19 protein-coding genes and 1 pseudogene are annotated in these 20,263 nt (G+C 65.4%); 6 read left to right on the forward strand and 14 right to left on the reverse strand.

All coding sequences use genetic code 11. The features are described 5' to 3' along the window. A pseudogene (locus tag IB274_RS04855) lies at positions 1–251 on the forward strand (transporter); the annotation flags it as partial. 69 nt (positions 252–320) lie between these two features. On the opposite strand, the gene IB274_RS04860 reads toward IB274_RS04855, so the two are convergent. The 4 genes from IB274_RS04860 to IB274_RS04875 all read right to left on the reverse strand — a co-directional run bounded on the left by IB274_RS04860 (position 321) and on the right by IB274_RS04875 (position 3,771). Then, positions 321–635, reverse strand: a complete 315-nt coding sequence (locus IB274_RS04860; protein ID WP_192430932.1) for an AzlD domain-containing protein — start codon at positions 633–635, stop codon at positions 321–323. After that, positions 632–1,330 (reverse strand): AzlC family ABC transporter permease, encoded by a 699-nt coding sequence (locus IB274_RS04865; RefSeq protein WP_192430933.1) that lies wholly within the window; start codon positions 1,328–1,330, stop codon positions 632–634. The genes IB274_RS04860 and IB274_RS04865 overlap by 4 nt, the downstream gene beginning before the upstream one ends. 108 nt (positions 1,331–1,438) lie before the next feature. Further along, on the reverse strand, positions 1,439–2,461 hold the full coding sequence (locus tag IB274_RS04870) for a DNA topoisomerase IB (protein WP_192430934.1): 1,023 nt from the start codon (positions 2,459–2,461) through the stop codon (positions 1,439–1,441). Positions 2,462–2,538: 77 nt separating this feature from the next. Further along, positions 2,539–3,771, reverse strand: coding sequence for an oxygenase MpaB family protein (locus IB274_RS04875; protein WP_192430935.1), 1,233 nt, complete (start codon positions 3,769–3,771; stop codon positions 2,539–2,541). 103 nt (positions 3,772–3,874) lie between these two features. On the opposite strand from IB274_RS04875, the gene IB274_RS04880 reads away from it, so the two are divergent. Next, positions 3,875–4,483, forward strand: coding sequence for a TetR/AcrR family transcriptional regulator (locus tag IB274_RS04880; protein ID WP_192430936.1), 609 nt, complete (start codon positions 3,875–3,877; stop codon positions 4,481–4,483). 312 nt (positions 4,484–4,795) lie between these two features. Here the strand turns inward: IB274_RS04880 and IB274_RS04885 are convergent, their stop codons facing one another. After that, positions 4,796–5,998 carry an NAD(P)/FAD-dependent oxidoreductase gene (locus IB274_RS04885; RefSeq protein WP_192430937.1) on the reverse strand — a complete coding sequence of 401 codons (1,203 nt, stop codon included), beginning with the start codon at positions 5,996–5,998 and terminating at the stop codon, positions 4,796–4,798. A 323-nt stretch (positions 5,999–6,321) separates the two neighbouring features. On the opposite strand from IB274_RS04885, the gene IB274_RS04890 reads away from it, so the two are divergent. Beyond that, positions 6,322–6,837 carry an RrF2 family transcriptional regulator gene (locus IB274_RS04890; protein ID WP_192430938.1) on the forward strand — a complete coding sequence of 172 codons (516 nt, stop codon included), beginning with the start codon at positions 6,322–6,324 and terminating at the stop codon, positions 6,835–6,837. Here the strand turns inward: IB274_RS04890 and IB274_RS04895 are convergent. Beyond that, positions 6,834–7,457: a cell wall hydrolase gene (locus tag IB274_RS04895; RefSeq protein WP_192430939.1), complete on the reverse strand. Its 624-nt coding sequence runs from the start codon at positions 7,455–7,457 to the stop codon at positions 6,834–6,836. The genes IB274_RS04890 and IB274_RS04895 overlap by 4 nt on opposite strands. A 112-nt stretch (positions 7,458–7,569) precedes the next feature. Continuing rightward, positions 7,570–8,364, reverse strand: coding sequence for an alpha/beta fold hydrolase (locus tag IB274_RS04900; protein WP_192430940.1), 795 nt, complete (start codon positions 8,362–8,364; stop codon positions 7,570–7,572). A 401-nt stretch (positions 8,365–8,765) separates the two neighbouring features. On the opposite strand from IB274_RS04900, the gene IB274_RS04905 reads away from it, so the two are divergent. After that, positions 8,766–9,470 (forward strand): MgtC/SapB family protein, encoded by a 705-nt coding sequence (locus IB274_RS04905; RefSeq protein ID WP_192430941.1) that lies wholly within the window; start codon positions 8,766–8,768, stop codon positions 9,468–9,470. 19 nt (positions 9,471–9,489) lie between these two features. On the opposite strand, the gene IB274_RS04910 is transcribed toward IB274_RS04905, so the two are convergent. The 3 genes from IB274_RS04910 to IB274_RS04920 form a co-directional block, all read right to left on the reverse strand. Continuing rightward, positions 9,490–10,575 carry an MBL fold metallo-hydrolase gene (locus tag IB274_RS04910; RefSeq protein WP_192430942.1) on the reverse strand — a complete coding sequence of 362 codons (1,086 nt, stop codon included), beginning with the start codon at positions 10,573–10,575 and terminating at the stop codon, positions 9,490–9,492. Between the two features lie 309 nt (positions 10,576–10,884). Further along, positions 10,885–12,024 (reverse strand): class C beta-lactamase, encoded by a 1,140-nt coding sequence (ampC, locus tag IB274_RS04915; protein WP_192430943.1) that lies wholly within the window; start codon positions 12,022–12,024, stop codon positions 10,885–10,887. A 92-nt stretch (positions 12,025–12,116) separates the two neighbouring features. Next, the gene (locus tag IB274_RS04920; RefSeq protein WP_192430944.1) at positions 12,117–12,557 is read right to left on the reverse strand and encodes a hypothetical protein; all 441 of its coding nucleotides are present in this window, start codon (positions 12,555–12,557) and stop codon (positions 12,117–12,119) included. Positions 12,558–12,762: 205 nt separating this feature from the next. Between IB274_RS04920 and IB274_RS04925 the strand changes: the two genes are divergently transcribed. Continuing rightward, the gene (locus IB274_RS04925) at positions 12,763–13,809 is read left to right on the forward strand and encodes an RNA methyltransferase (protein WP_192430945.1); all 1,047 of its coding nucleotides are present in this window, start codon (positions 12,763–12,765) and stop codon (positions 13,807–13,809) included. A gap of 89 nt (positions 13,810–13,898) precedes the next feature. Continuing rightward, positions 13,899–14,783: a helix-turn-helix domain-containing protein gene (locus IB274_RS04930; RefSeq protein WP_192430946.1), complete on the forward strand. Its 885-nt coding sequence runs from the start codon at positions 13,899–13,901 to the stop codon at positions 14,781–14,783. Between the two features lie 197 nt (positions 14,784–14,980). Here the strand turns inward: IB274_RS04930 and IB274_RS04935 are convergent, their stop codons facing one another. The 4 genes from IB274_RS04935 to IB274_RS04950 form a co-directional block, all read right to left on the reverse strand. Then, positions 14,981–16,276, reverse strand: a complete 1,296-nt coding sequence (locus tag IB274_RS04935) for an NAD(P)/FAD-dependent oxidoreductase (protein WP_192430947.1) — start codon at positions 16,274–16,276, stop codon at positions 14,981–14,983. 14 nt (positions 16,277–16,290) lie between these two features. Beyond that, the gene (locus IB274_RS04940) at positions 16,291–17,376 is read right to left on the reverse strand and encodes a polyamine ABC transporter substrate-binding protein (protein ID WP_192430948.1); all 1,086 of its coding nucleotides are present in this window, start codon (positions 17,374–17,376) and stop codon (positions 16,291–16,293) included. Between the two features lie 41 nt (positions 17,377–17,417). Next, positions 17,418–18,776: a glutamine synthetase family protein gene (locus tag IB274_RS04945; protein WP_192430949.1), complete on the reverse strand. Its 1,359-nt coding sequence runs from the start codon at positions 18,774–18,776 to the stop codon at positions 17,418–17,420. 210 nt (positions 18,777–18,986) lie between these two features. Further along, positions 18,987–20,081, reverse strand: coding sequence for a polyamine ABC transporter substrate-binding protein (locus IB274_RS04950; protein ID WP_192430950.1), 1,095 nt, complete (start codon positions 20,079–20,081; stop codon positions 18,987–18,989). Positions 20,082–20,263: the final 182 nt, after the last annotated feature.

A 20,263-nucleotide genomic window follows, 5' to 3' on the forward strand; every position in this document is an offset into this window, starting at 1 on the left:
TGCGCAATCGTCACCAGGCCCAGGGCATCGGCGAACTGGAGCTGATCCAGGGCGAGCTGAACAACCTGCAGGCTGACCTGCAGCGCGACCTGGCCTATGCCGAGCTGCGCAACGCCTACGGCCAGGTATTCGCCAGCGTGGGCCTCGATCCGCTTCCGTCACAGTTGAAGTCAGATTCGCTCAGCGATATCGGTCAGGGCCTGGCCAGCCGCGAGGAGCAGTGGCAGCGCGGTGAAATCGCCAATCCCTGACGGCCCGCCCTGAATGAAAAAGCCCCGGTCATGTGCCGGGGCTTTTTTTCGGGCCTTTGCCGCCAGCCCCTATAGCCACCAGCGCAGCAGATAGAACGCGCCCATGCTGAGCAGCACGCTGAGCAGCACGTTGCGCGTCCACAGCACCAGCGCCACGGCGACGATGGCGCCGAGCAGGTAGGGGTTGTCCTGGCGCAGGTTCAGCTGGTGCTCGGGTAGGAACACGATCGGTCCGCAGATCGCCGTGAGCATCCCCGGCACGGCAAAGCCGAGGAACTGCCGCACGTTGCTGCCCAGGCGGATCGGCAGGCGCGGTTCGAGGAATACGTAGCGGTTGAAGAACACAATCAGCCCCATGCCGAAGATCACTGCCCAGGCCATCATGCGCGCACCCCCGAGAATTTCTGGCAGAGGAAGCCGGCGAACATCCCCGCCAGGCCGGAAAGCACCAGTGCCGAGCCGATCTGCCAGTAGCTGAGCAGCACCGAGCAGAACAGCGAGACGGCGACACAGACCACGGTCGGGATGTTCTTCACCACCGGCACGATCAGCGCGACGAAGGTGGCGGCGATAGAGAAGTCCAGCCCGAGGTGCTCGAGGCCGGGAATGTTGGTACCCACCAGCACGCCGGCGAGGGTGAAGAGGTTCCAGGCGATGTAGAACGTCAGGCCGACGCCCAGCGCGTACCAGCGGTTGAAGGTGTTGCGGTCATGGCCGCTGACCAAGGCGAACAATTCATCAGTGAGCAGAAAGCCCAGCCCCGCGCGCCAGCGCCCCGGCAGGCCGGCTATCACCGGGCGCAACGTCATCCCGTAGAGCAGGTGCTGCGAAGTCAGCAACAGCGTGGTGATCATGATCGAGAAGAAACCGGCGCCGCCCTTGAGCATTCCGATGGCTACCAGTTGCGCGGCACCGGCGAAGACGATGGCCGACAGGCCCTGGCCGTGCAGCGGCGAAAGCCCGGCGTCAATGGCCAGGGAACCGGCGAGCAGGCCCCAGGGCAGGACCGCGAGCGACAGCGGCATGATGTCGATGGCGCCCCTGAGGAAGGCGCGGGAAGGAAGCTGGTCTTGGGGCATGGACGTTTCTTGCAGGCAGTTAAGTGCCGTCAGCGTGGCAGAAAAACGCCGCCCCTGGCTTGAACAATCTTGCTGTCGTTGCCCTCGCGCGCGTTGCCTCCTGATTTCTCATGACGGCGGCCGGGCCAGGAACCCGAGCAGGGTGGCTTCCTCGGCACTGAGATTTTGCCGCTTGCGCGCCTTGCGCAGGCCGACCAGCTCGCCCGCGAGGAAGGCTTCGATCACCCGTGGATGCACGTAGCACTTGCGGCAGATCGCCGGGGTGTTGCCCAACTCGTTGGCGACCTGCTGGATGATTGCCTTGAGCTGGCGGTTGGCGCTTTTCTCGTTCTCCCAGCGGGCCTTGCGGCAGTACTCCAGGGCCAGGGTGGTACCGGCCCAGGTTCGGTAGTCCTTGGCGGTGAATTCCTCGCCGGCGTGCTCGCGCAGGTAAGCGTTGATATCCCGGGAATCGATCATGTGTCGCTGACGCTGTTCATCCAGGTACTGGAAGAGTTGCTGGCCGGGCAGTTCCAGGCAGCGCCGGAGGATGCGCGCCAGGCGCGGGTGTTCGATGTCCACGCTGTGCTTCACGCCGCTCTTGCCGCGAAACGCAAAGCGGATGCGTGCGCCCTGAACCTCGACATGGCGATTACTCAGCGTGGTGAGGCCGAAAGAGCGATTCTCCTTGCGGTAGCGCTGGTTGCCGATGCGGATCAGCGTGCGGTCGAGCAGTTCGACCACGGTGGCCATGACCTTTTTCGCCCCCAGTCCCGGCTGCGCCAGGTCTTGCGCGATGCGTCGGCGCAGAGCTGGCAGGCTCTCGCCGAAGCGCAGCAGGCGTTCGTACTTGGCGCTGTCGCGCACCTCGGTCCAGCGCGGGTGGTAGCGGTACTGCTTGCGCCCGCGCACGTCGCGCCCGGTGGCCTGCAGGTGGCCGAGCGGGTCGATGCAGATCCATACATCGATGTACGCCGGCGGAATGGCGAGCTGGTTGATGCGCTGGATTTCCGCCTCCACGCGAATGCGCTCGCCGCCGGGGTCGAAGTAGGCGAAGCGCCCGCGCAGCCGTCGCCGGCTGATGCCTGGCAGGCTGTCGTCGACGTAGTGCAGGTCAGGCGGTAGTTCCAGCAGCTCCGGTGGTGTACTCATGGCAATTCCTCGAAGGCCTTCCCGTCAATGGAGCGCGAAAGGGCGCTTCGAGTGCCGTATTTTTCGTCGTACAGCGTTCAGGGACGTGCGTCTTCGGCTGCCAAGTGAGTCGGCGAGACCAGCCGTGGATCGGCACCGCCAAACAGGGTGAGCAGGTAGTCCTCCTGGCTTTGCAGGCCGTGGCGCACCAGCCAGCCGCGGCCGCCGGGCACTGCGCGTAGCAGGCAGTGGAAGAGGAAACGCGGCGGCGCGGTCAGCAGCGGGTACCAGGGCAGGCTGCCGCCGGGCAGGCCGAGGGCGCGACGGCCGTCGGCATCGATGAAGGTGCCGGCGATGCTCAGGTGGATGGCCCGGTTCAAATGTCCGCGCAGCCAGGCGAAGTTGGTGTAGTGGCGTTGCAGCGGCTCGTCCACCAGTGCCGAGCCGAGGATGCGACTGCTGTCGTCCGGCGGCGCCTGGGACAGCAGGTTGTGGTAGAGCGCACGGATCGCGTCATTCTCGCTGTCGCGCAGCCAGCGCTCCTCGACGCCCATCAGCCAGGCGATGTAGCGCCAGAGGTGGATGATGGCTTCGCGCTCGCGCCGACTCAGGAGCACACCCAGCATGCGCTGGCCGATCAGGAAGATCGCCGAGAAGGCCAGGTAGGTCGCGTGCATGTCGCCCTGGTTGACTGGCAGGCCGTCCTGGGCGAAGTCCCACTCTTCCAGACGTGAAACCCGCCGTCGCACCAGGGCATGCACCAGCCGGACATGCAGCGTGCTGCGATAACCCGCCGCGCCGCGCGCCATGCCGCCGGGACGGGTGCAGTCGATCCACCATTTGGTGGTTTCCGCGATGCGCCGCTGCGGGCCTTTCTCCAGCGCGCCGGTGAGCACCAGGGTGCGGTTGATCCCGGAAGCCTGGTAGCCGGCCAGCAGGCCCAGGTCACGCAGTACGCGCATGCCGGTGAGCCCGGACAGGCCGCAGGCGCGGGCACCCTCTTCGAGGCGTTGCAGGTCGACCCAGGCGGGCAGCGTGTCGACCTGACCGAAGAAGGTCTTCAGCGCTTCGGGTGCCTCGGGGATGGTGGCGATGCCCTGGCTCAGCGCCTTTTCGTACAGGCGCATACCGGCGCCGAGCCCGACATCGAACATCCAATCCACCAGCGCATCCATGGGCGCATCGCCTACCGTTAGGGATTCGCCGATGGCCTGCCAGGTGGCGGCATCCGGCTCGCTTGGTCCCTTGAGGAAACGTTTGACCGGCGCGGCGGTGCGTCGGGCGCGCTGCAGGTCGGCGCCGTGGCGGGTTGGCAGGGCGGTTGCGCTCATCGATTCATACCTTGGTTGGGTGGCCGGGCGAATGCCTCGAATTACGCTATTGCGAGTATTTGCTCGCATTCAACTCGCATCCGGCTCGCACCAGGAGGCAGGCATGAGGAAGCAACCCACGCAGCAGCGCGCCAGCGAGATGGTGGCGGTGCTGGTCGAGGCGGCGGCGCTGGAGATTGGCGAGCGCGGCCTCGACGGCCTGACCACCAACCACGTGGCGCGCCGCGCCGGGGTGAGCGTCGGCTCGCTTTACCAGTACTTCGCCAACAAGGAGATGATCGTCGAGGCCCTGCTGATGCAGCGTGCCGGCACGCTGATGAAGGTGGTGCACCAGCGCGTCACGCCGTTATTGGGTGCAGACATCGGCAGCGTGACCCGCGCGGTGCTGGAGGGCATCTTCGAGCAGGTGGAGGGCGATGCGGCGCAGCGCGAGTTGCTGCGACACTGGCACCGGCTCAATTCCGCGCCGGTGTTCCAGTCCTTGGAGCGGCAGATGATGGAGGTGTGCCGGCAGTACCTGATGCGCCACTTTGACGATTACCGGATCGACAACCTGCCGGCGGTGCTTTTCGTGGTCATCAACTCCGTCCAGTACACCACTGCGCGCTACCTGAGCGAGGCTCAGCCGCTGCTGGGGCGCGAGGAAGTGATCGATACGTTGGCGCGGATGGTTGAATCCCTCTGCGCGCCGCGAAACAAGCAACGCCTGTAGGAGCGAGCCACGCTCGCGATCCGCCGGCAAGGCAGGCGCTCAGGTCAGATCACGGTGATCGCAGGTGACTTGAGATTGGCTGCGAGGATTTCGCGAGCTCTGCTCGCGGGTCGCGGGTATTGCCCGTTCCTAACAGATAGCTTTGCGCTCGGATCGCCCCTCACCCTAACCCTCTCCCTTCAGGGCGTGGGAGAGGGAAAACCCAGACGCGGACTTTCAGAAGAATACAGTTGCTCCTACAGGGAAGATCATGTGATTCGGGCATGAATAATCCCCGGAAGGCTTGCGCCAACCGGGGCTCTGCTCAACGCATCAGGCCACGACCGGAATCATCGGGTCAGCGGCTGCCAGCGCGGTGGCGCGATCGTCGGCCGGCGGGTAGATCCATACTGTGTTGATCTCGGTCTTGATCTTCTTGCCTTCCTCACGCTGGAAACGCACCTGGCGATCCCAGCCTTCGGTGAACAGCGCACCCCAGGCTCCCAGGTCCAGGCAGGTCACGTACTTGGGCTGGCTGTAAGGGATGGGCGCCACGCCCAGCAGGTCGGCGGCGGCGTTGTTACCGGCCGAGCGGCCCAGAGAGATGGCATGCTGGCAAGTCATCAGTGCGTAGTTGCCGACTTCGTCCGTCGCGGCGTAAGCCGTGTCGCCGGTGGCGAACACCGCGTCCTGGCCGATCACCTTGAGGTTGCGGTCCACGTGCAGGCGGCCCTGGCGGTCGCGCTCGCCGGCAACCTGTTCGGTCAGCGAGCTGGCGCGTACGCCGGCGGTCCAGATCACTGTTTTCGCCTCGATGCGCTCGCCGCTGGAGAGGGTCGCGCCGTTCTCGTCGATGGATTCCACCGAGGACTTCAGGCGCCATTCCACGCCCAGCTCGGCGGAGGCTTCGGCCACCACGGACTGCGAGGTGGCGCCCAGTGCGCTGCCAATCTCGGCGCCGCGGTCGACCACGATGACGCGCACCTTGGCGTCCGCGCCGAGCACTTCGCGCAGGCGCGCCGGCATTTCAGTGGCGGTCTCGATGCCGGTGAAGCCGCCGCCGGCCACGATCACCGTGTTGCGCGCTTCGGATTCCGGCAGTTGGTGCAGCGCGCGGATGTGCCTTTCGAGGCGCACGGCCTGGTCGATGTCGTCCACGTCGAAGGCATGCTCGATGCCCGGCAGGGCGGGGCGGGCGACCTTGCTGCCGCTGGCGAGGATCAGGCGGTCGAAGCCCAGGGTGGCGACCTTGCCACTGGCGTCGCGGTAGTCCAATTGGCGGCCGTCGACATCGATCTGCTCGGCGCTGCCCTGGATGAAGCTCACGCCCACCGCGCCGAACAGGTCGCCCAGTGGCGCGGCCATCTGGTGCACGTTGGGCTCGTAGAAGCGCGGGCGGATGCGCAGTTCGGCCTGGGGCGCGAGGACCGCGACTTCGATGTCGCCGCGCTGGTGCAGGTCGAGCAGACGCGCGGCGCTCAGCGCGCTCCACATGCCCGCGAAACCGGTGCCGACGATCAGGATGCGTTGTTTCATGGTGCTCTCCGACGAAAAGGATGAATCCAGGTGGTGGGGTTCCCGAGTGCCTGATATCGGAGCGGTTCGCTTCCTGGCTCGCCCCGGATAACTGCGACTATATTTGTCGTAGTTATGCGGCGCAACCGATTTCTGCGGCAAACTCCGACCATTCGTCACGGTTGGGGCGGGCATCCGCCGCTGCTTCTGTACTGAGGTGGGGCGCGCTGGATAGTCGTGGCCCGCGTGCTGCGGGTGACAGATCGTCAGAATGCATGCTTAAGTGCTTGCCGGAGGCCCGGCAGGGCTTGAAAATAATGCGACTGATGTAGTCGGAGTTTGTAATGGCTTTGTACAGTGCGGGCGTGGAGTACGGCATCCACTGCCTGCTGTTCCTGACGGACGAGAAGGGCGACAGCCGTGAATCCAGCGTGCGGATGCTGGCGGAACTTCAGGGGGTGCCCCAGGAGCTGCTCGCCAAGGTCTTCACCAAGCTGGCCAAGGCCGGGCTGGTCGCGGCCACCGAAGGCGTGCGCGGCGGCTTCCGCCTGGCGCGTCCGGCGGACGAAATCACCGTACTGGATATCGTCAAGGCCATCGACGGCGACAAGCTGATCTTCGAGTGCCGCGACATCCGTGGCCGCTGCGCCGTGTTCGAAGGCTCGCCGCCGGAGTGGGCGACGTGCGGCACCTGCTCTATCCACGCGGTCATGCTCACCGCGCAGAAGCGCATGGAAGAAGCCCTGGCCCAGCAGACCGTGCTGGACCTGGCTCGCCGTGTCGGACGCAAGGCGCCGCCGGAATTCGGCGAGGCCCTGGTGCGCTGGATGGACGCGCAGCGCGACGGCTCTGCGGGCTAGCGCGCGTTACTGCCGCGCGGCTTGTAGAAGACGAACTCGTCGGTCTCTGCCGTGCGGATGTATTCCTTCGCCCAGCCAGGCGAGGCGTGGCGGTCGTGGAAGTACATGGCGCCGCGCGTGCGGTCGCGCAGCTGCTGGTTCAGCGCCCGGCGGGCGATTTCCTTGGCAATGTCATAGCGGTTCTTCTCTTCTACCTGGTCGGAGCGACCGTCGCACCACCAGGAGAATTGGCAGTGCTTCTGTGCCTGGCCCTGCTTTACCACGCCGCACACGGTGTCGGGGAAGCCGCCGTGGCCCATGCGGTTGAGCACCACGTTGGCCACTGCCTCCATGTCCGCCTTGCCGCCGCCCTTGGCTTCCCAGTAGATGGTCCGCGACAGGCAGACGATGGCGTCGTCCAGCGGCGCCTTGCCGGCTGGGTCCAGCGCCTTGACCTCGGATTTGCTGATGGGCGCCGGGCTGGTCACCGCCGACGCCGGGTGGGCGACCTGCTGCTCCAGCACTTCGGCCTTGTTCACCGCGGCCTGGGCTTTCTCGTCGGTGGAGGTGCCGATGGAGGCGGCGAAGGAAGAGGGCGCCAACAGGGTGAGCAGCAACAACGGAAGAAGAAGGCGGCACATGTGCGAACCTACCTGCGAAGCGAAATCAGTCTGTCGCTGTGACTGTGCCGCGCAGAATTAGATTCAACTTTCCAGCCAGACGGTAGCCGCCGTAGCCCACGCGCGACGGGGCCTAGGGCAGATAACGCTGAAGGAATTCGTCGACCACCTGTAGCACCGCCGGCTGTTGCTCGCGGTGCGGAACGTGGCCGCAGTCGGGCAGCAGCCTGAGCATCGTTGGCACGCCGGGGACCGAGGTTAAACGCTCCGGGTGTGCGGCCGAGCCGTACTCGTCCTGCTCGCCGTGCATGCTAAGGATCGGGCACTTCACCTGCGCCAGTTCAGCATCCAGGTTCCAGTCGCTGAAATCCTCGGAAAGCCAGGTATCGACCCAGGCACGCAGCACCCAGAAGGCCTTGTGGCCGTGGTACTTCTGCAGGCGCTCAAACTGGCCTTCGCGGGCGAACTCCACTTCGGCGGCGCGGATACCATCGCGGGTGCGATGCTCGACGAAGGCCTGGGCCGATTCGGTGATCAGCGCCGCGCAGGTCTGCGGATGCTGTGCCACACAGGCCACCGCCATGGCGCCGCCGACACTGTGGCCGAACACCACGCAACGCTCGAAACCGAAGTGCTCTTGCACCAGGGGGATGAAGGTGCGCGCCTCATCGTCTATGAAGTCCAGCGGCAGAGCGCCGGGATAGCGCTCGGAGCGGCCGAAACCGAGGCGGTCGTAGGCGATCACCTGGCGACCGGTTCTGCGCGCGAGCTGCTCCGGGAAATCGCGCCACAAGGTCACGCAGCCGAGCGAGTCATGCAGCAGCAGGATGGGTTCGCCGACGGTTTCGGTGGGCGTCCAGTCCTGGGCAAACAGCTGGCCCTTCTCGCTGATGATCCAGTGTTCCCGGGTGGTGACGGTGGACGACATGCAGATAACCAGTGATGTTCGTGCGGGTGCTCATGGTAGGGCCGATAGCCGGCTAAGGAAACCTTAAGGCAGCTCGGCGATGATGACGACTCGCGGCCGGAGCTGTCCCGGGCAGTGCTCACACCGGGTCCGGTCGCTTTTTTTAATTCACGAAGGAGTCCTGCCTTGGACACTTGCCCTGGTCGATTGCGACAGGCCTGAACAGCGAGCCGTCCGGCAGAACCCTGCCACTGTCTCGCTGCGTTGCGGACAGTGGCGATACGCATCCCGTCACGGGATGACGTCTCACCATTCCCCTGCGGGGCCGATCCGGCCCTTCGCCCTCTCGCAATTCACCACCCGAATACGCGCCGGCATCGCTCGGCGCATGGGGCGGCCGTGCGCCGCGAACGAGGTGGAGTATGGATTGGAAAATCTTCCTGCTGCGGGTTGCCGCGGCACTCATTCTGGGCGCCCTGATCGGCGCCGAACGCCAGCTGCGCCAGCGCCTCACCGGCCTGCGCACCAACGCGCTGGTCAGCACCGGTGCCTGTCTGTTCGTGCTGATGACCCAGGCCATGCCGGGGCTATCGGCCGATGCGCCGCGTATCGCTGCGTACGTGGTGTCGGGGATCGGCTTCCTTGGTGGTGGCGTGATCATGCGCGATGGCCTGAACGTGCGTGGCCTGAACACCGCCGCAACGCTCTGGTGCACCGCCGCCATCGGTGTGCTGTGCAGCATGGGGTTGCTGCTGGAAGCGGCGCTGGGCAGCGTGGTGGTGCTTTGCGCCAACATCCTGCTGCGTGACATCGCGCAGCGCATCAACCATCAGGACGTCCTGCCGGCCAGCGAGGCGGAGCAGCGTTATGGCGTCGCCATCATCTGTCGCGCCGAAGACGAGATCCAGGTGCGCAGCCTGATGCTGCACAGCCTGGACAGCAGCGAACTGCGCCTTCAATCGCTGCACAGCGAGGACCAGGCCAACCCGGCGAAACTGGAAGTGCGTGCCGAGCTGCTCGGTGGCCATGGTGCCGCCGGCCAGTTGGAGCGCATGGTCAGTCGCATCAGCCTGGAGAAGGGCGTCAGCTCAGTGCGCTGGCAACTATTCGAGTTGGCCAGCGACTGATTTCGCAACCTGCAAGGACTCAGTTTTCTCGTGCAGCGCGGCTGCCACAGCGCGGCGCCGGTGCACGGGCTTCCTCGGCCACCACGCCGCGCCACCAACGCTCGCCCTGATGGGGCGCCTCGAGGTCGATGCGCTCACCCATCATCGGCGTGGTGACGGTGAGCCCGCGCTCGCCAGCGATTTCCAGTACGCGCTCGAAGGGTTCGTACCAGGCGTGCATGGCCAGGTCGAAGGTGCCGTTGTGGATCGGCAGCAGCCAGCGGCCGTTGAGGTCCTGGTGCGCCTGTACGGTCTGCTGCGGGTGCATGTGTACATAGGGCCAGTGTTCGTTGTAGGCACCGGTTTCCATCAACGTCAGGTCGAAGTGACCGAAGCGCCGGCCGATCTCGGTGAAACCGTCGAAATAGCCGGTGTCACCGCTGAAGAAGATGCGCAGGCTGTCGTCCTCGATGACCCAGGAGCACCACAGAGTGCGGTTGCCGTCGCGCACGCCGCGGCCGGAGAAATGCTGCGCCGGTGTCGCGGTCAGGCACAAGCCGTCCACCGTGGTGCTCTGCCACCAGTCCAGCTGGCGGATTTTCTCTGCCGGCACGCCCCAGTCGAGCAGGCGGTCGCCGACGCCCAGCGGGGTGATGAAGACCTCCGCGCGCTCGGCCAGCACGGCGATGGTCGCGCGGTCGAGGTGATCGTAATGGTCGTGGGAGAGGATCACACCGCGGATCGGTGGCAGGTCGTGCAGGGCAATCGGCGGCGCGTGGAAGCGCTTGGGTCCGGCGAAGCTGAAGGGCGAGGCGCGTTCGGAGAATACCGGGTCGGTCAGCCACCAGCCGCCGCGCAACTTGATCAGCAGGGTGGAATGGCCGAGGCGGTAGAGGCTGCGGTCGGGCGCCTGCTCCAGTTCGTCGCGGCTCAGCGCGCGCACCGGCACCGGGGCGCGAGGTACAGTGTTCTTCGGTTTGTTGAACAGCACATCCCAGAGCACTTTTGCGCTCGGTTCAGGCATATCGGCCGGGCGTGCCTTGAGGTTGCGGAATCTCCCGGCAATGTAATGCGGCGAGTGGCTGTAGTCGTCGATGGGCGCGCGTTGCAGTGGGAGACGGGGCAAGGCACTGATCCTCGGGTGGCGGATTTCGTCAGGGCACCACGCTAACGCTTCCGCGGCCAGGGAGCATTACCGGCATTTTGATTCAGAACATCATCGCCATCGATACAGGCGCGGCGCCCAAGCACGGTCGGGCTGCAGGACCGAGGGGGACGCCCAGTCCTTGCTCGCTAACCGCGTGGCACCGCAGCAGGGCTGTTCGCGAGCAAGCTCGCTCCTACGAAAAGCACCGCAGAGCGGGTCGACCATGCGCGGCCTCGTAGGGCGAATAACCCGGAACGGGTTATTCGCCGTCGCCGCTGGCACGGCGGCTCAATCGAGTTTCGAAAGAATGTCCCAGGCCAGCTTCACCCGCACTTCATTGGGATAGTTGCGGTTGGCGAGGATGACGATGCCTCGCTGCTTCGACGGGACGAAGGCGACGTAGGTGCCGAAACCGCCGGTGGCGCCGGTCTTGTTCACCCAGACGTCCTGCTGCGGTGGCAGCGGTTTGCGCAGGGCGGTCACCGGCTGGGTGTCCAGCATGCTGCTGCCGTTGTACTGCTGCAGTTCGGCGAGCTTGGGTGGGTAGGCGTACTGCTCCCAGATCAGGTCCTGGGTCATCGGGCCAACCTGGTAGTAGCCGGTGCGCGTGGCGTCCACCGCCGCTCGCAACTTGTCGCCGAGCTTCACCTCGCCCAGCTGCACTTGGACGAAACGCAGCAGGTCGCGGCTGCTGGATTTCACTCCATAGGCCTCGTCGGCGATCTGGTCGGGGTTCACCCGTACCGGCGAATCGTCCTTGTCGTATCCCTGGGCGTAGATGGCTTGTCGGGTGACCGGCACGTCGATGTGAGTGTTGCTCAGCCCCAGCGGCGCGAACACGTTGCGCTGCATCGCGGTTTTGAACGGCACGTCGAGCGCTTTCGCGGTGACGATGCCGAGCAGGGCTATGCTGGGGTTGGCGTAGCTGCGCTGGCTGCCGGCGGGGTATTGCGGCTGCCAATTCCTGTAGTAGTCGGTGAGCTGCCGGGGCGTCTTCACCTCGTCGGGCAGTTGCAGCGGGAAGCCGCCGGCGGTGTGGGTGGCGAGCTGGATCAGCGTCACCTTGTCCAGCGCACTGCCGCGCAGCTCCTTCAGATAGCGCGTCGGGCTGTCCTCCAGCTTGAGCTTGCCCGCGGCCTGGGCGAAGCCGGCGAGGGTGGCGGTGAAGGTCTTGCTCACCGAGCCGATCTCGAACAGCGTGTCGCTGCTCACCGGCTGCTTGCTCTCCTTCGACGCCACGCCGAAGTTGTAGAAGCGCTGCTCGCCGTGATCGGTGACGCCTATGGCCAGGCCGGCAATGTTCTGCTCGCGCATGACCTGCTGGGCGAGCTTGTTCACCTTGGCGTCAAAGTCCGGTGGAGCGGCCTGGGCGAGGCCCGTGACGAGGAGAGGGAGAACAGCGAATAGGATTGGGGCGGTCCTGTGCATGGCGGCGTCCTGTAGTGAAATGCGCTGACCCTAGCATTGCCTCCGCATTCGCTCCAGCCGAAGGCGGGGCACCGTGCCCCGCCCGGCGTCCATCAACGAATGTTGTTGATGCTGCCTTTGTTGCCGGTGACCTTGACGTCCACCTTCTTGAAGATGAAGTAATCCTGCACGTTCACTTCGTAGCGCGGCGCAACGATCAGATCGGAACCGGAGCTCTTCACGGCCTTGTACGCGGCAGCAGCCTTGACCGAGGAAACCGGGTCGAAGGCAGCCAGGCTCATGCCCGAACCGCTTTCGGCGCCGTAGGTCACGCCATCGGCATACTGGCTGTCGCCGCCGAACTTGATGAAGCCGAACAGGATGTTGACCTGGGACTGGCCGCTGATCGGGCCACCGACGGCGACGTCTGCCTTCAGGTCGGTCTTGACGGCGCCGGCGATCGGGGCGATCGGCTGGCTGACGTTGTAGCTGGTGCAGCCGGTGGCGAGTGCGGCGACCGAGACGAGTGCGGCGGCGCTCAGGAAATTCTTCATGCTTACTCCTTGTATGCAAATGCCCCTTTTTGCATTGGATTGGGGGCGGCGGCACTGTAGGGCCCGATGAACGGTTGCTGAATAAGACGAATCTCAAAGGAGGATGCGCGGGGTTGCCATAGCGAGGCCTCTACGACGGATATTTCAGCGCCTTCGACCGGCAGCGCTACGCCGCATCGGCGCCGGGTGGTAGGATTCGCGCCCCATGCGAATCTGTGACCTCGAACAACGCCTCGCCGACCTCGGCGCGCTGCCCATGCACCGCGCTCGGATGCTGCGCGCCTGGCTGCAGGGCAGGCCGCTGGATGCCGGCACCAAGCGGCAGGCGACCGAGGATTTCCTGCCGCTGAGTGTGCGCAATGGCGTGGCGCAGATCGCCGCCGAGCTGGACGCCCTGGCGACCATTCATTCGCGTCATCCCGGTGGCGACAACTCCGAGCGCCTGCTGGTGCGTCTGGCCGACGGGCAGATGGTGGAGAGCGTGCTCTTGCCGCGCGGCGGCGTGTGCGTGTCAACCCAGGTTGGCTGCGCCGTGGGCTGCCGCTTCTGCATGACCGGCAAGAGCGGTCTGCTGCGCCAGCTTTCCACCACCGAAATCGTCGCCCAGCTGGTGCTGGCACGGCGTGTACGGCCGGTGAAAAAGGTGGTGTTCATGGGCATGGGCGAGCCGGCGCACAACCTCGATAACGTGCTCGAAGCCATCGACCGTCTCGGCACCGACGGCGGTATCGGCCACAAGAACCTGGTGTTCTCCACTGTCGGCGACCCGCGCGTCTTCGAGCGCCTTCCCCAGCAGCGGATCAAGCCGGCCCTGGCGCTGTCGCTGCATACCAGCAACGCCGAGCTGCGTGAGCACCTGCTGCCGCGCGCTCCGAAGCTTACGCCCGAGGAACTGGTGGAGCAGGGCGAGGCCTATGCGCGCGCCACGGACTACCCGATCCAATACCAGTGGACGCTGCTCAAGGGCATCAACGACAGCCAGGAAGAACTCGACGGCATCCTGCGCCTGCTCAAGGGCAAGTTCGGCGTGCTCAACCTGATCCCCTTCAACGCGCTGGAAGGCGACCAGTACCAGCGCCCGGACGCTGAACGCATCGTCGAGATCGTCCGCTACCTGCACAGTCGCGGCGTACTGACCAAGGTGCGCAACAGCGCCGGGCAGGATGTCGATGGTGGTTGCGGCCAGCTGCGTGCGCGGGCGACCGACCTGATTGCCAGCTCCGGTCGGCGGATTTCTCGTCTGAGCGAGTAATTAGCGCGCGCCATTGCTGTTCGAGATCTTGCACGGGTATCACGCCGGTTGTTAGCCTTCCCCATCTGAAAAAACCAGCAGGGCTGGGTATGGCGATCCGGGTTGTCGAAGCACAAGAAGTAGATCAGCAGCGCATAGCCATTCCTGGTTGGGAACAGCAGTACACGCAGATGTCCGCCGGGCGATTTGCCGGGCGCATCCTGCACGCCGAAGTCGAGGGGATCGAGCTCTTTGAAGAGCAGATGAACCTGCGCGTGGAGCAGGAATTCCACGCCCCGCCCGGCGCGCTGGTATTCAGCTTCGACATGTCCGACAACGCCCTCTACCTGCTCGACGGGGAAACCCGCAACGCCTGGGTCACTCCCGAGAACTACCGCGAGGTGGCGGTGGTAATCAAGGAATCGGCGAATTGGGGCCAGCCGGCCGACGCGTTTGCCGACCTGGTGCTGACGCCGCTGCGCTCGGGCCACTGCCAGTCGGTGGCGACCTCGCTGAGCAACCTGCTCACCGGCGCTTCGTCCGGTGACGATCCAATGGATGCGCCGGGCATGGCCCAGAGCATCGTCTCCCACTGTTTCTCGCTGCTGTGCGAAGCGCCCCTGGATGGCGAACGCCGCGCGCGTTCCATCGTCCAGGCCAAACGTGTGGTGCAGCGGGTCAAGGAAGTGGTGAACGACTGCCCCGACGAGCAATTCGGCATGGCTGATCTCGCCGCCAAGGTGGGCGTTTCTCCGCGTACGCTGCAGCAGTCGTTCCTGCATTATGCCGGCATTCCGCCCATTGTCTGGTTGCGCAATCGCCGCCTGAACGCCGCGCGCCGCGACCTGCTGGCCGCTGCGGAATCCGGCATGACCGTGGCCGAGGTGGCGATGAAGTGGTCGTTCTGGCACCTGGGGCGTTTTTCCCAGTCGTATTTCGCGCTGTTCGGCGAGTATCCGAAGACCACGGCGAAGCAGGGCGGTCGGGTCTGGTAGCGGCGACCCGTCATGGGCGCGGACATTGTCCGCGGATCGCGGGCATGGCCCGTTCCTACTATGGAGCTACGGACCTTCCGTGTAGGAGCTGGCCGTGCCTGCGACAGCCAGCGCGCCGGACCATCACGGATGCAGTCCGCCGCAGAAGATAAAAGCCCCCGAATCGGGGGCTTTTTCGTTTACAGCAGCGCCAGCGATCAGCCGAGCAACTCGCGCACCCGATACCACGCCATGCCCAGCGCCAGCAGCGGCGAACGTAGCAGCTTGCCGCCGGGGAAGGTCAGGTGCGGCACGGCGCTGAACAGGTCCAGCCCCTTGCTCTCACCCTGGTGGATGGCTTCGGCGAGCAGCTTGGCTGACCAGTGTGTGACGTTCAGTCCGTGGCCGGAATAGCCCTGGGCGAAGTACACGTTCGGATGGTTCTTCAGCCGGCCGACCTGCGGGAAGCGATTGGCTGTGATGCCGATCATGCCGCCCCACTGGTAGTCGAGCTTCACCTGCTCCAGCTGCGGGAACACCTTGAGCACCTTCGGCCGCATGTAGGCGCCGATGTCCGCTGGGTCGCGCCCCGAGTAGTGGCAGGCGCCGCCGAACAGCAGGCGACGGTCGGCCGTCAGGCGGTAGTAGTCCAGCCCGACCTTCTGGTCGCACAGCGCCATGTTCTGCGGGATCAGCTGCGCTGCCAGTTCCTCGGACAACGGCTCGGTGGCCACCACGTAGCTGCCGGCGGGCAGTACCTTGCCGGTGAGCTTCGGCTCCAGCTCGTCGAGGTGAGCGTTACAGCCAAGCACCAGGGTGTTCGCCAGCACGCGGCCCTGGGCGCAGTGCACCACGGCCGTGGTGCCATGCTCGATGCGCAGCACCGGGCTTTGCTCGAAGATCTGCGCGCCGAAGGCCTTGGCCGCGCGGGCCTCGCCCTTCACCAGGTCGAGCGGGTGCAGATGGCCCGAACCCATGTCGATGTGGCCGCCGGCGTAGAGATCGCTGGCGACCACTTCGCGCATGCGCTCTGGCGGCACCAGACGGGTCTCGTGCGGGTAGTCCGAGGTGCTCAGCGACTCCTGCTCGCGGACCATGGCGGCATACTGCGCCGGGGTATTGGCCAGCTCGCAGAAGCCCCAGCGCAGGTCGCACTCGATGCCCAGTTCGGCGATGCGCTCGGCGACCAGGGCCACCGAATCGACACCCGCCTGCTCCAGGTAGCGCACGCCTTCTTCGCCGACGTACTTGGCGAAGCCGCTGACGTCGTGGCCGATGCCGCGGATCAACTGCCCGCCGTTACGCCCGCTGGCTCCCCAGCCGATGCGCCGGGCTTCCAGCAGCACCACGGAGTGGCCGCGACGGGCCAGCTCCAGGGCGGCGTTCACGCCGGTGAAGCCGCCGCCGATCACGCAGACGTCCGCCCGCACATCCCCGTTGAGGGAAGGGTACTGCTGACGATCACGGGCGGTCGCGGCGTAATAGGACGCGGCGTGCTCCTCGGTGTGCTTCATGGGACTTTCTCGTTTCATTGGTTGAACTTGATCTTGCTCCAGCTGCGGGTCATCAGGCGCATGATCTTGGGCGGCGGCGCCTTGGCGATGTACAGCTTGTCGAGCACGGCCTGGCTCGGGTAGACCTCGGGGTTGTTCTGCATTTCCTCGGGCAGAAGGGTCTTGGCGTCAGCGTTGGCGCTGGGGTAGCCGACATACTCGCTAATGCCGGCTATCACCTTCGGATCGAGGACGTAGTTGATGAACGCCAGAGCCTGCTCCGGATGACCGGCATCGGAAGGAATTGCCATCAGGTCGAACCACAGGTTCGCGCCTTCCTTGGGAATGCTGTAGGCGATCTCGATGCCGTTCTTGGCTTCCTTGGCGCGGGCGGCGGCCTGGAAGACGTCGCCGGAGTAGCCGAAGGCCACGCAGATGTTGCCGTTGGCCAGGTCCGAGATGTACTTGGACGAGTGGAAGTAGGTGACGTACGGGCGCACCGCCACCAGCTTCGCCTCGGCCTTGGGATAGTCCGCCGGGTTGGTGCTGTTGGGATCCAGGCCCAGGTAGTTGAGTACCGAGGGGATCATCTCGTCGGGCGAGTCCATGAAGGCCACGCCGCACGCCTGGAGCTTCTTGATGTTCTCCGGCTCGAACAGCACCGACCAGGAGTCGATCTTGTCGACGCCCAGCACTTCCTTGACCTTGGCGACGTTGTAGCCGATGCCGTTGGTGCCCCACAGGTAGGGCACCGAGTGCTTGTTGCCCGGGTCGTTCTGTTCCAGCAGCTTGAGCAGCGTCGGGTCCAGGTGCTTCCAGTTCGGCAACTGGCTGCGGTCGAGTTCGAGGAACACGCCGGCCTGCACCTGGCGGGTCAGGAAGTGGTTGGATGGCACCACCACGTCGTAGCCGGAACGGCCTGCCAGCAGCTTGCCTTCCAGGGTCTCGTTGGAGTCGAAGACGTCGTACACCGGTTTGACCCCGGTGGTCTTCTGGAAGCCCACGAGGGTGTCCGGAGCGATGTAGTCGGTCCAGTTGTAGATGCTGACCGTCGGTGCAGCGTGTGCGGCCGAGGCAAGGGCTGCCAGGGCGAAGGGCGCAAGGGTGCGCAGCAGTCTCATGGGGACTCCCGAATTGTTGTTGTGAAGTCGGTGACGCGGAATCAGACGCTCAGCAGCAGGAACTCACGCTCCCAGGAGCTGATCACGCGCTTGAAGTTCTCGTGCTCGGTGCGCTTGACCGCCACGTAGCCCTGCACGAACTTCTCGCCGAGGAATTCCTTGAGCACGGCGCAGTCTTCCATCTGCTGCAGCGCGTCCTCGATGGTGATCGGCAGGCGCAGGTTGCGGCGCTCGTAGGCACGGCCCTGGACGGCGGCGCTGGGGTTGATCTGCTCGATCATGCCCAGGTAGCCACAGAGCAGGCTGGCGGCCAGCGCCAGGTACGGGTTGGCGTCGGCGCCCGGCAGGCGGTTTTCCACGCGCATGGCGATCGGCGGCGCGGCGGGGACGCGCAGGCCCACGGTGCGGTTCTCTTCGCCCCACTCCACGTTCACAGGCGCGGAGGTGTCCGGCAGGAAACGGCGGAAGGAGTTCACGTTGGGCGCGAACATCGGCAGCACTTTCGGGATGTACTTCTGCAGGCCGCCGATGTAATGCAGGAACAGCTGGCTCATGGAGCCGTCTTCAGCGGCGAAGATATTCTGGCCGGTGGCGATGTCCAGGACGCTCTGGTGAATGTGCATGGCGCTGCCGGGCTCGTCGGTGATCGGCTTGGCCATGAAAGTGGCGCTGACGTCATGCTTGAGCGCGGCTTCGCGCATGGTGCGCTTGAACACGATGATCTGGTCGGCCAGGCTCAGCGCGTCGCCGTGACGGAAGTTGATTTCCATCTGCGCCGGGCCGTCCTCGTGGATCAGCGTATCCAGGTCCAGGCCCTGCAGTTCGCACCAGTCGTAGACGTCTTCGAACAGCGGGTCGAACTCGTTGGCGGCGTCGATGGAGAAGCTCTGGCGGCCACTTTCTGGGCGGCCCGAGCGGCCGACGGGTGCTTCCAGCGGGAAGTCCGGGTCGCTGCTGCGCTTGGTCAGGTAGAACTCCATCTCCGGCGCCACGACTGGGCTCCAGCCCTTGTCGGCATAGAGCTTGAGCACGCGCTTGAGCACGTTGCGCGGGGACAGCTCGATGGGATTGCCGACCTTGTCGAAGGTGTCGTGGATGACCATCGCGGTCGGTTCCAGCGCCCAGGGCACCAGGAAGATGGCATCCGGGTCGGGACGGCAGACCATGTCGATATCCGCTTCGTCCAGCAGGTCGTAGTAGACGTCGTCATCGACGAAGTCGCCGGTGACCGTCTGCAGCAGAACACTTTCGGGGAGACGCATGCCCCCCTCGCCGAGGAACTTGTTGGTGGGGGAAATCTTGCCGCGGGCGATGCCGGTGAGGTCGCTCACCACGCATTCGACTTCGGTGATTTTCTGTTGCTTCAGCCGTTGCTCCAGTTGCTCGGCGGGGGTGGTCATACAAGCCTCGGGTGTTTTTGGATTTGTAATGGGTGCACATGCAGCGTCTTGCTGCCAGGCGAGGCTAGTGTCGGCGGGAGTCCCGATTGCGTTCTATCCACTTTCCGCAAGGCTTGGGAATCGCCGTGAAAAAGGCGTCCGCTCGAATGCAGAAAGCCCCGGACGCCAGGGGCGACCGGGGCTGCTGCTTTGCAATGAAGGCGTCGAGTATCAGACCCCGGACTTGATCCGGCTCCAGTCGCGGGTGATCAGGCGCAGGATCGACGGGCTCGGCGGCAGGCTGACGTACATGCCCTTGACCAGCTCGGCGTTGGGGTAGACCGCCGGGTTTTCGCGGACCTTCGGGTCCATCAGCGCCTTGGCCGGCACGTTGGCGTTGGCGTAGTGCAGGTAGTCGCTGGTCCTGGCGATCACGTCCGGGCGCATCAGGTAGTTGATGAAGGCATGGGCGCCTTCGGGGTTGCGGGCGTCCTTGGGGATGGCCAGGTTGTCGAACCAGATGTTCGTGCCTTCCTTCGGCACGCTGTACTCGACATCCACCGCGCCGCCGGCTTCCTGCGCGCTTTTCTGCGCCTGCAGCACGTCGCCGGAGAAGCCGATGGCCACGCAGACGTTGCCATTGGCGAGGTCGGCGATGTACTTGGTCGAGCTGAAGTAGGTCACCGAGGGCTTGAGGCTTTCCAGCAGTTTGGTGCCGGCCTCGTAGTCCGCCGGGTTGTTGCTGTTGGGGTCCTTGCCCAGGTAGTGCAGGGCCAGCGGCAGGATCTTCGCCGGTGAGTCGAGGAAGGCCACGCCGCAGCCCTTGAGCTTGGCGAGGTTCTCCGGCTTGAACACCAGGTCCCAGGAGTCCAGCGGCGCATCGGCGCCCAGCGCGGCCTTGATTTTCGCCGGGTTGTAGCCGATGCCGACGGTGCCCCAGAGGTAGGGCACGGCGAAGCGGTTGCCCGGGTCGGACTGGGCTACGCGGGCCAGCAGGTCGGGGTCGAGGTTCTTGCGGTTGGGCAGCAGCGCGTTGTCCAGCGGGCGATAGACGCCGGCCTTGAGCTGGCGGGCGAGGAAGTCCGCCGAGGGCACCACCACGTCGAAGCCCGAATGCCCGGTGAGCAGCTTGGCCTCCAGCACTTCGTCGGACTCGAAGGCGTCGAGCACCACCCTGATCCCGGTTTCCTTCTGGAAGTCCTGCAGCACGGTCGGCCCGATGTAGTCGGCCCAGTTGGCGAAATGCACCTCTTGCGGCGCCGCCAGCACCGGCAGCGCGACACCGGCCAGCAGGCCGGCCAGACAACCCAAAGCACGCTTGTTCATCTTCACTCCTGGAGGACGCCGGCTTGCGCGGCGCCAATGCGATCGGCAGGTGGGAAACGGGCCTTGTTCTGTTGTTCTCGGCCCTGGTCGAAAACTAGGCGCGGCGCGGCTTTGCGTCGTTCTTCCGTGCACGGGCGGAATCGGCGATGCCGCTGCGGACCCGCGGCGCTGTGCAGCGCGCA

Source organism: Pseudomonas sp. PDM18, assembly GCF_014852585.1.
In the GTDB taxonomy this organism is placed as follows: domain Bacteria; phylum Pseudomonadota; class Gammaproteobacteria; order Pseudomonadales; family Pseudomonadaceae; genus Pseudomonas.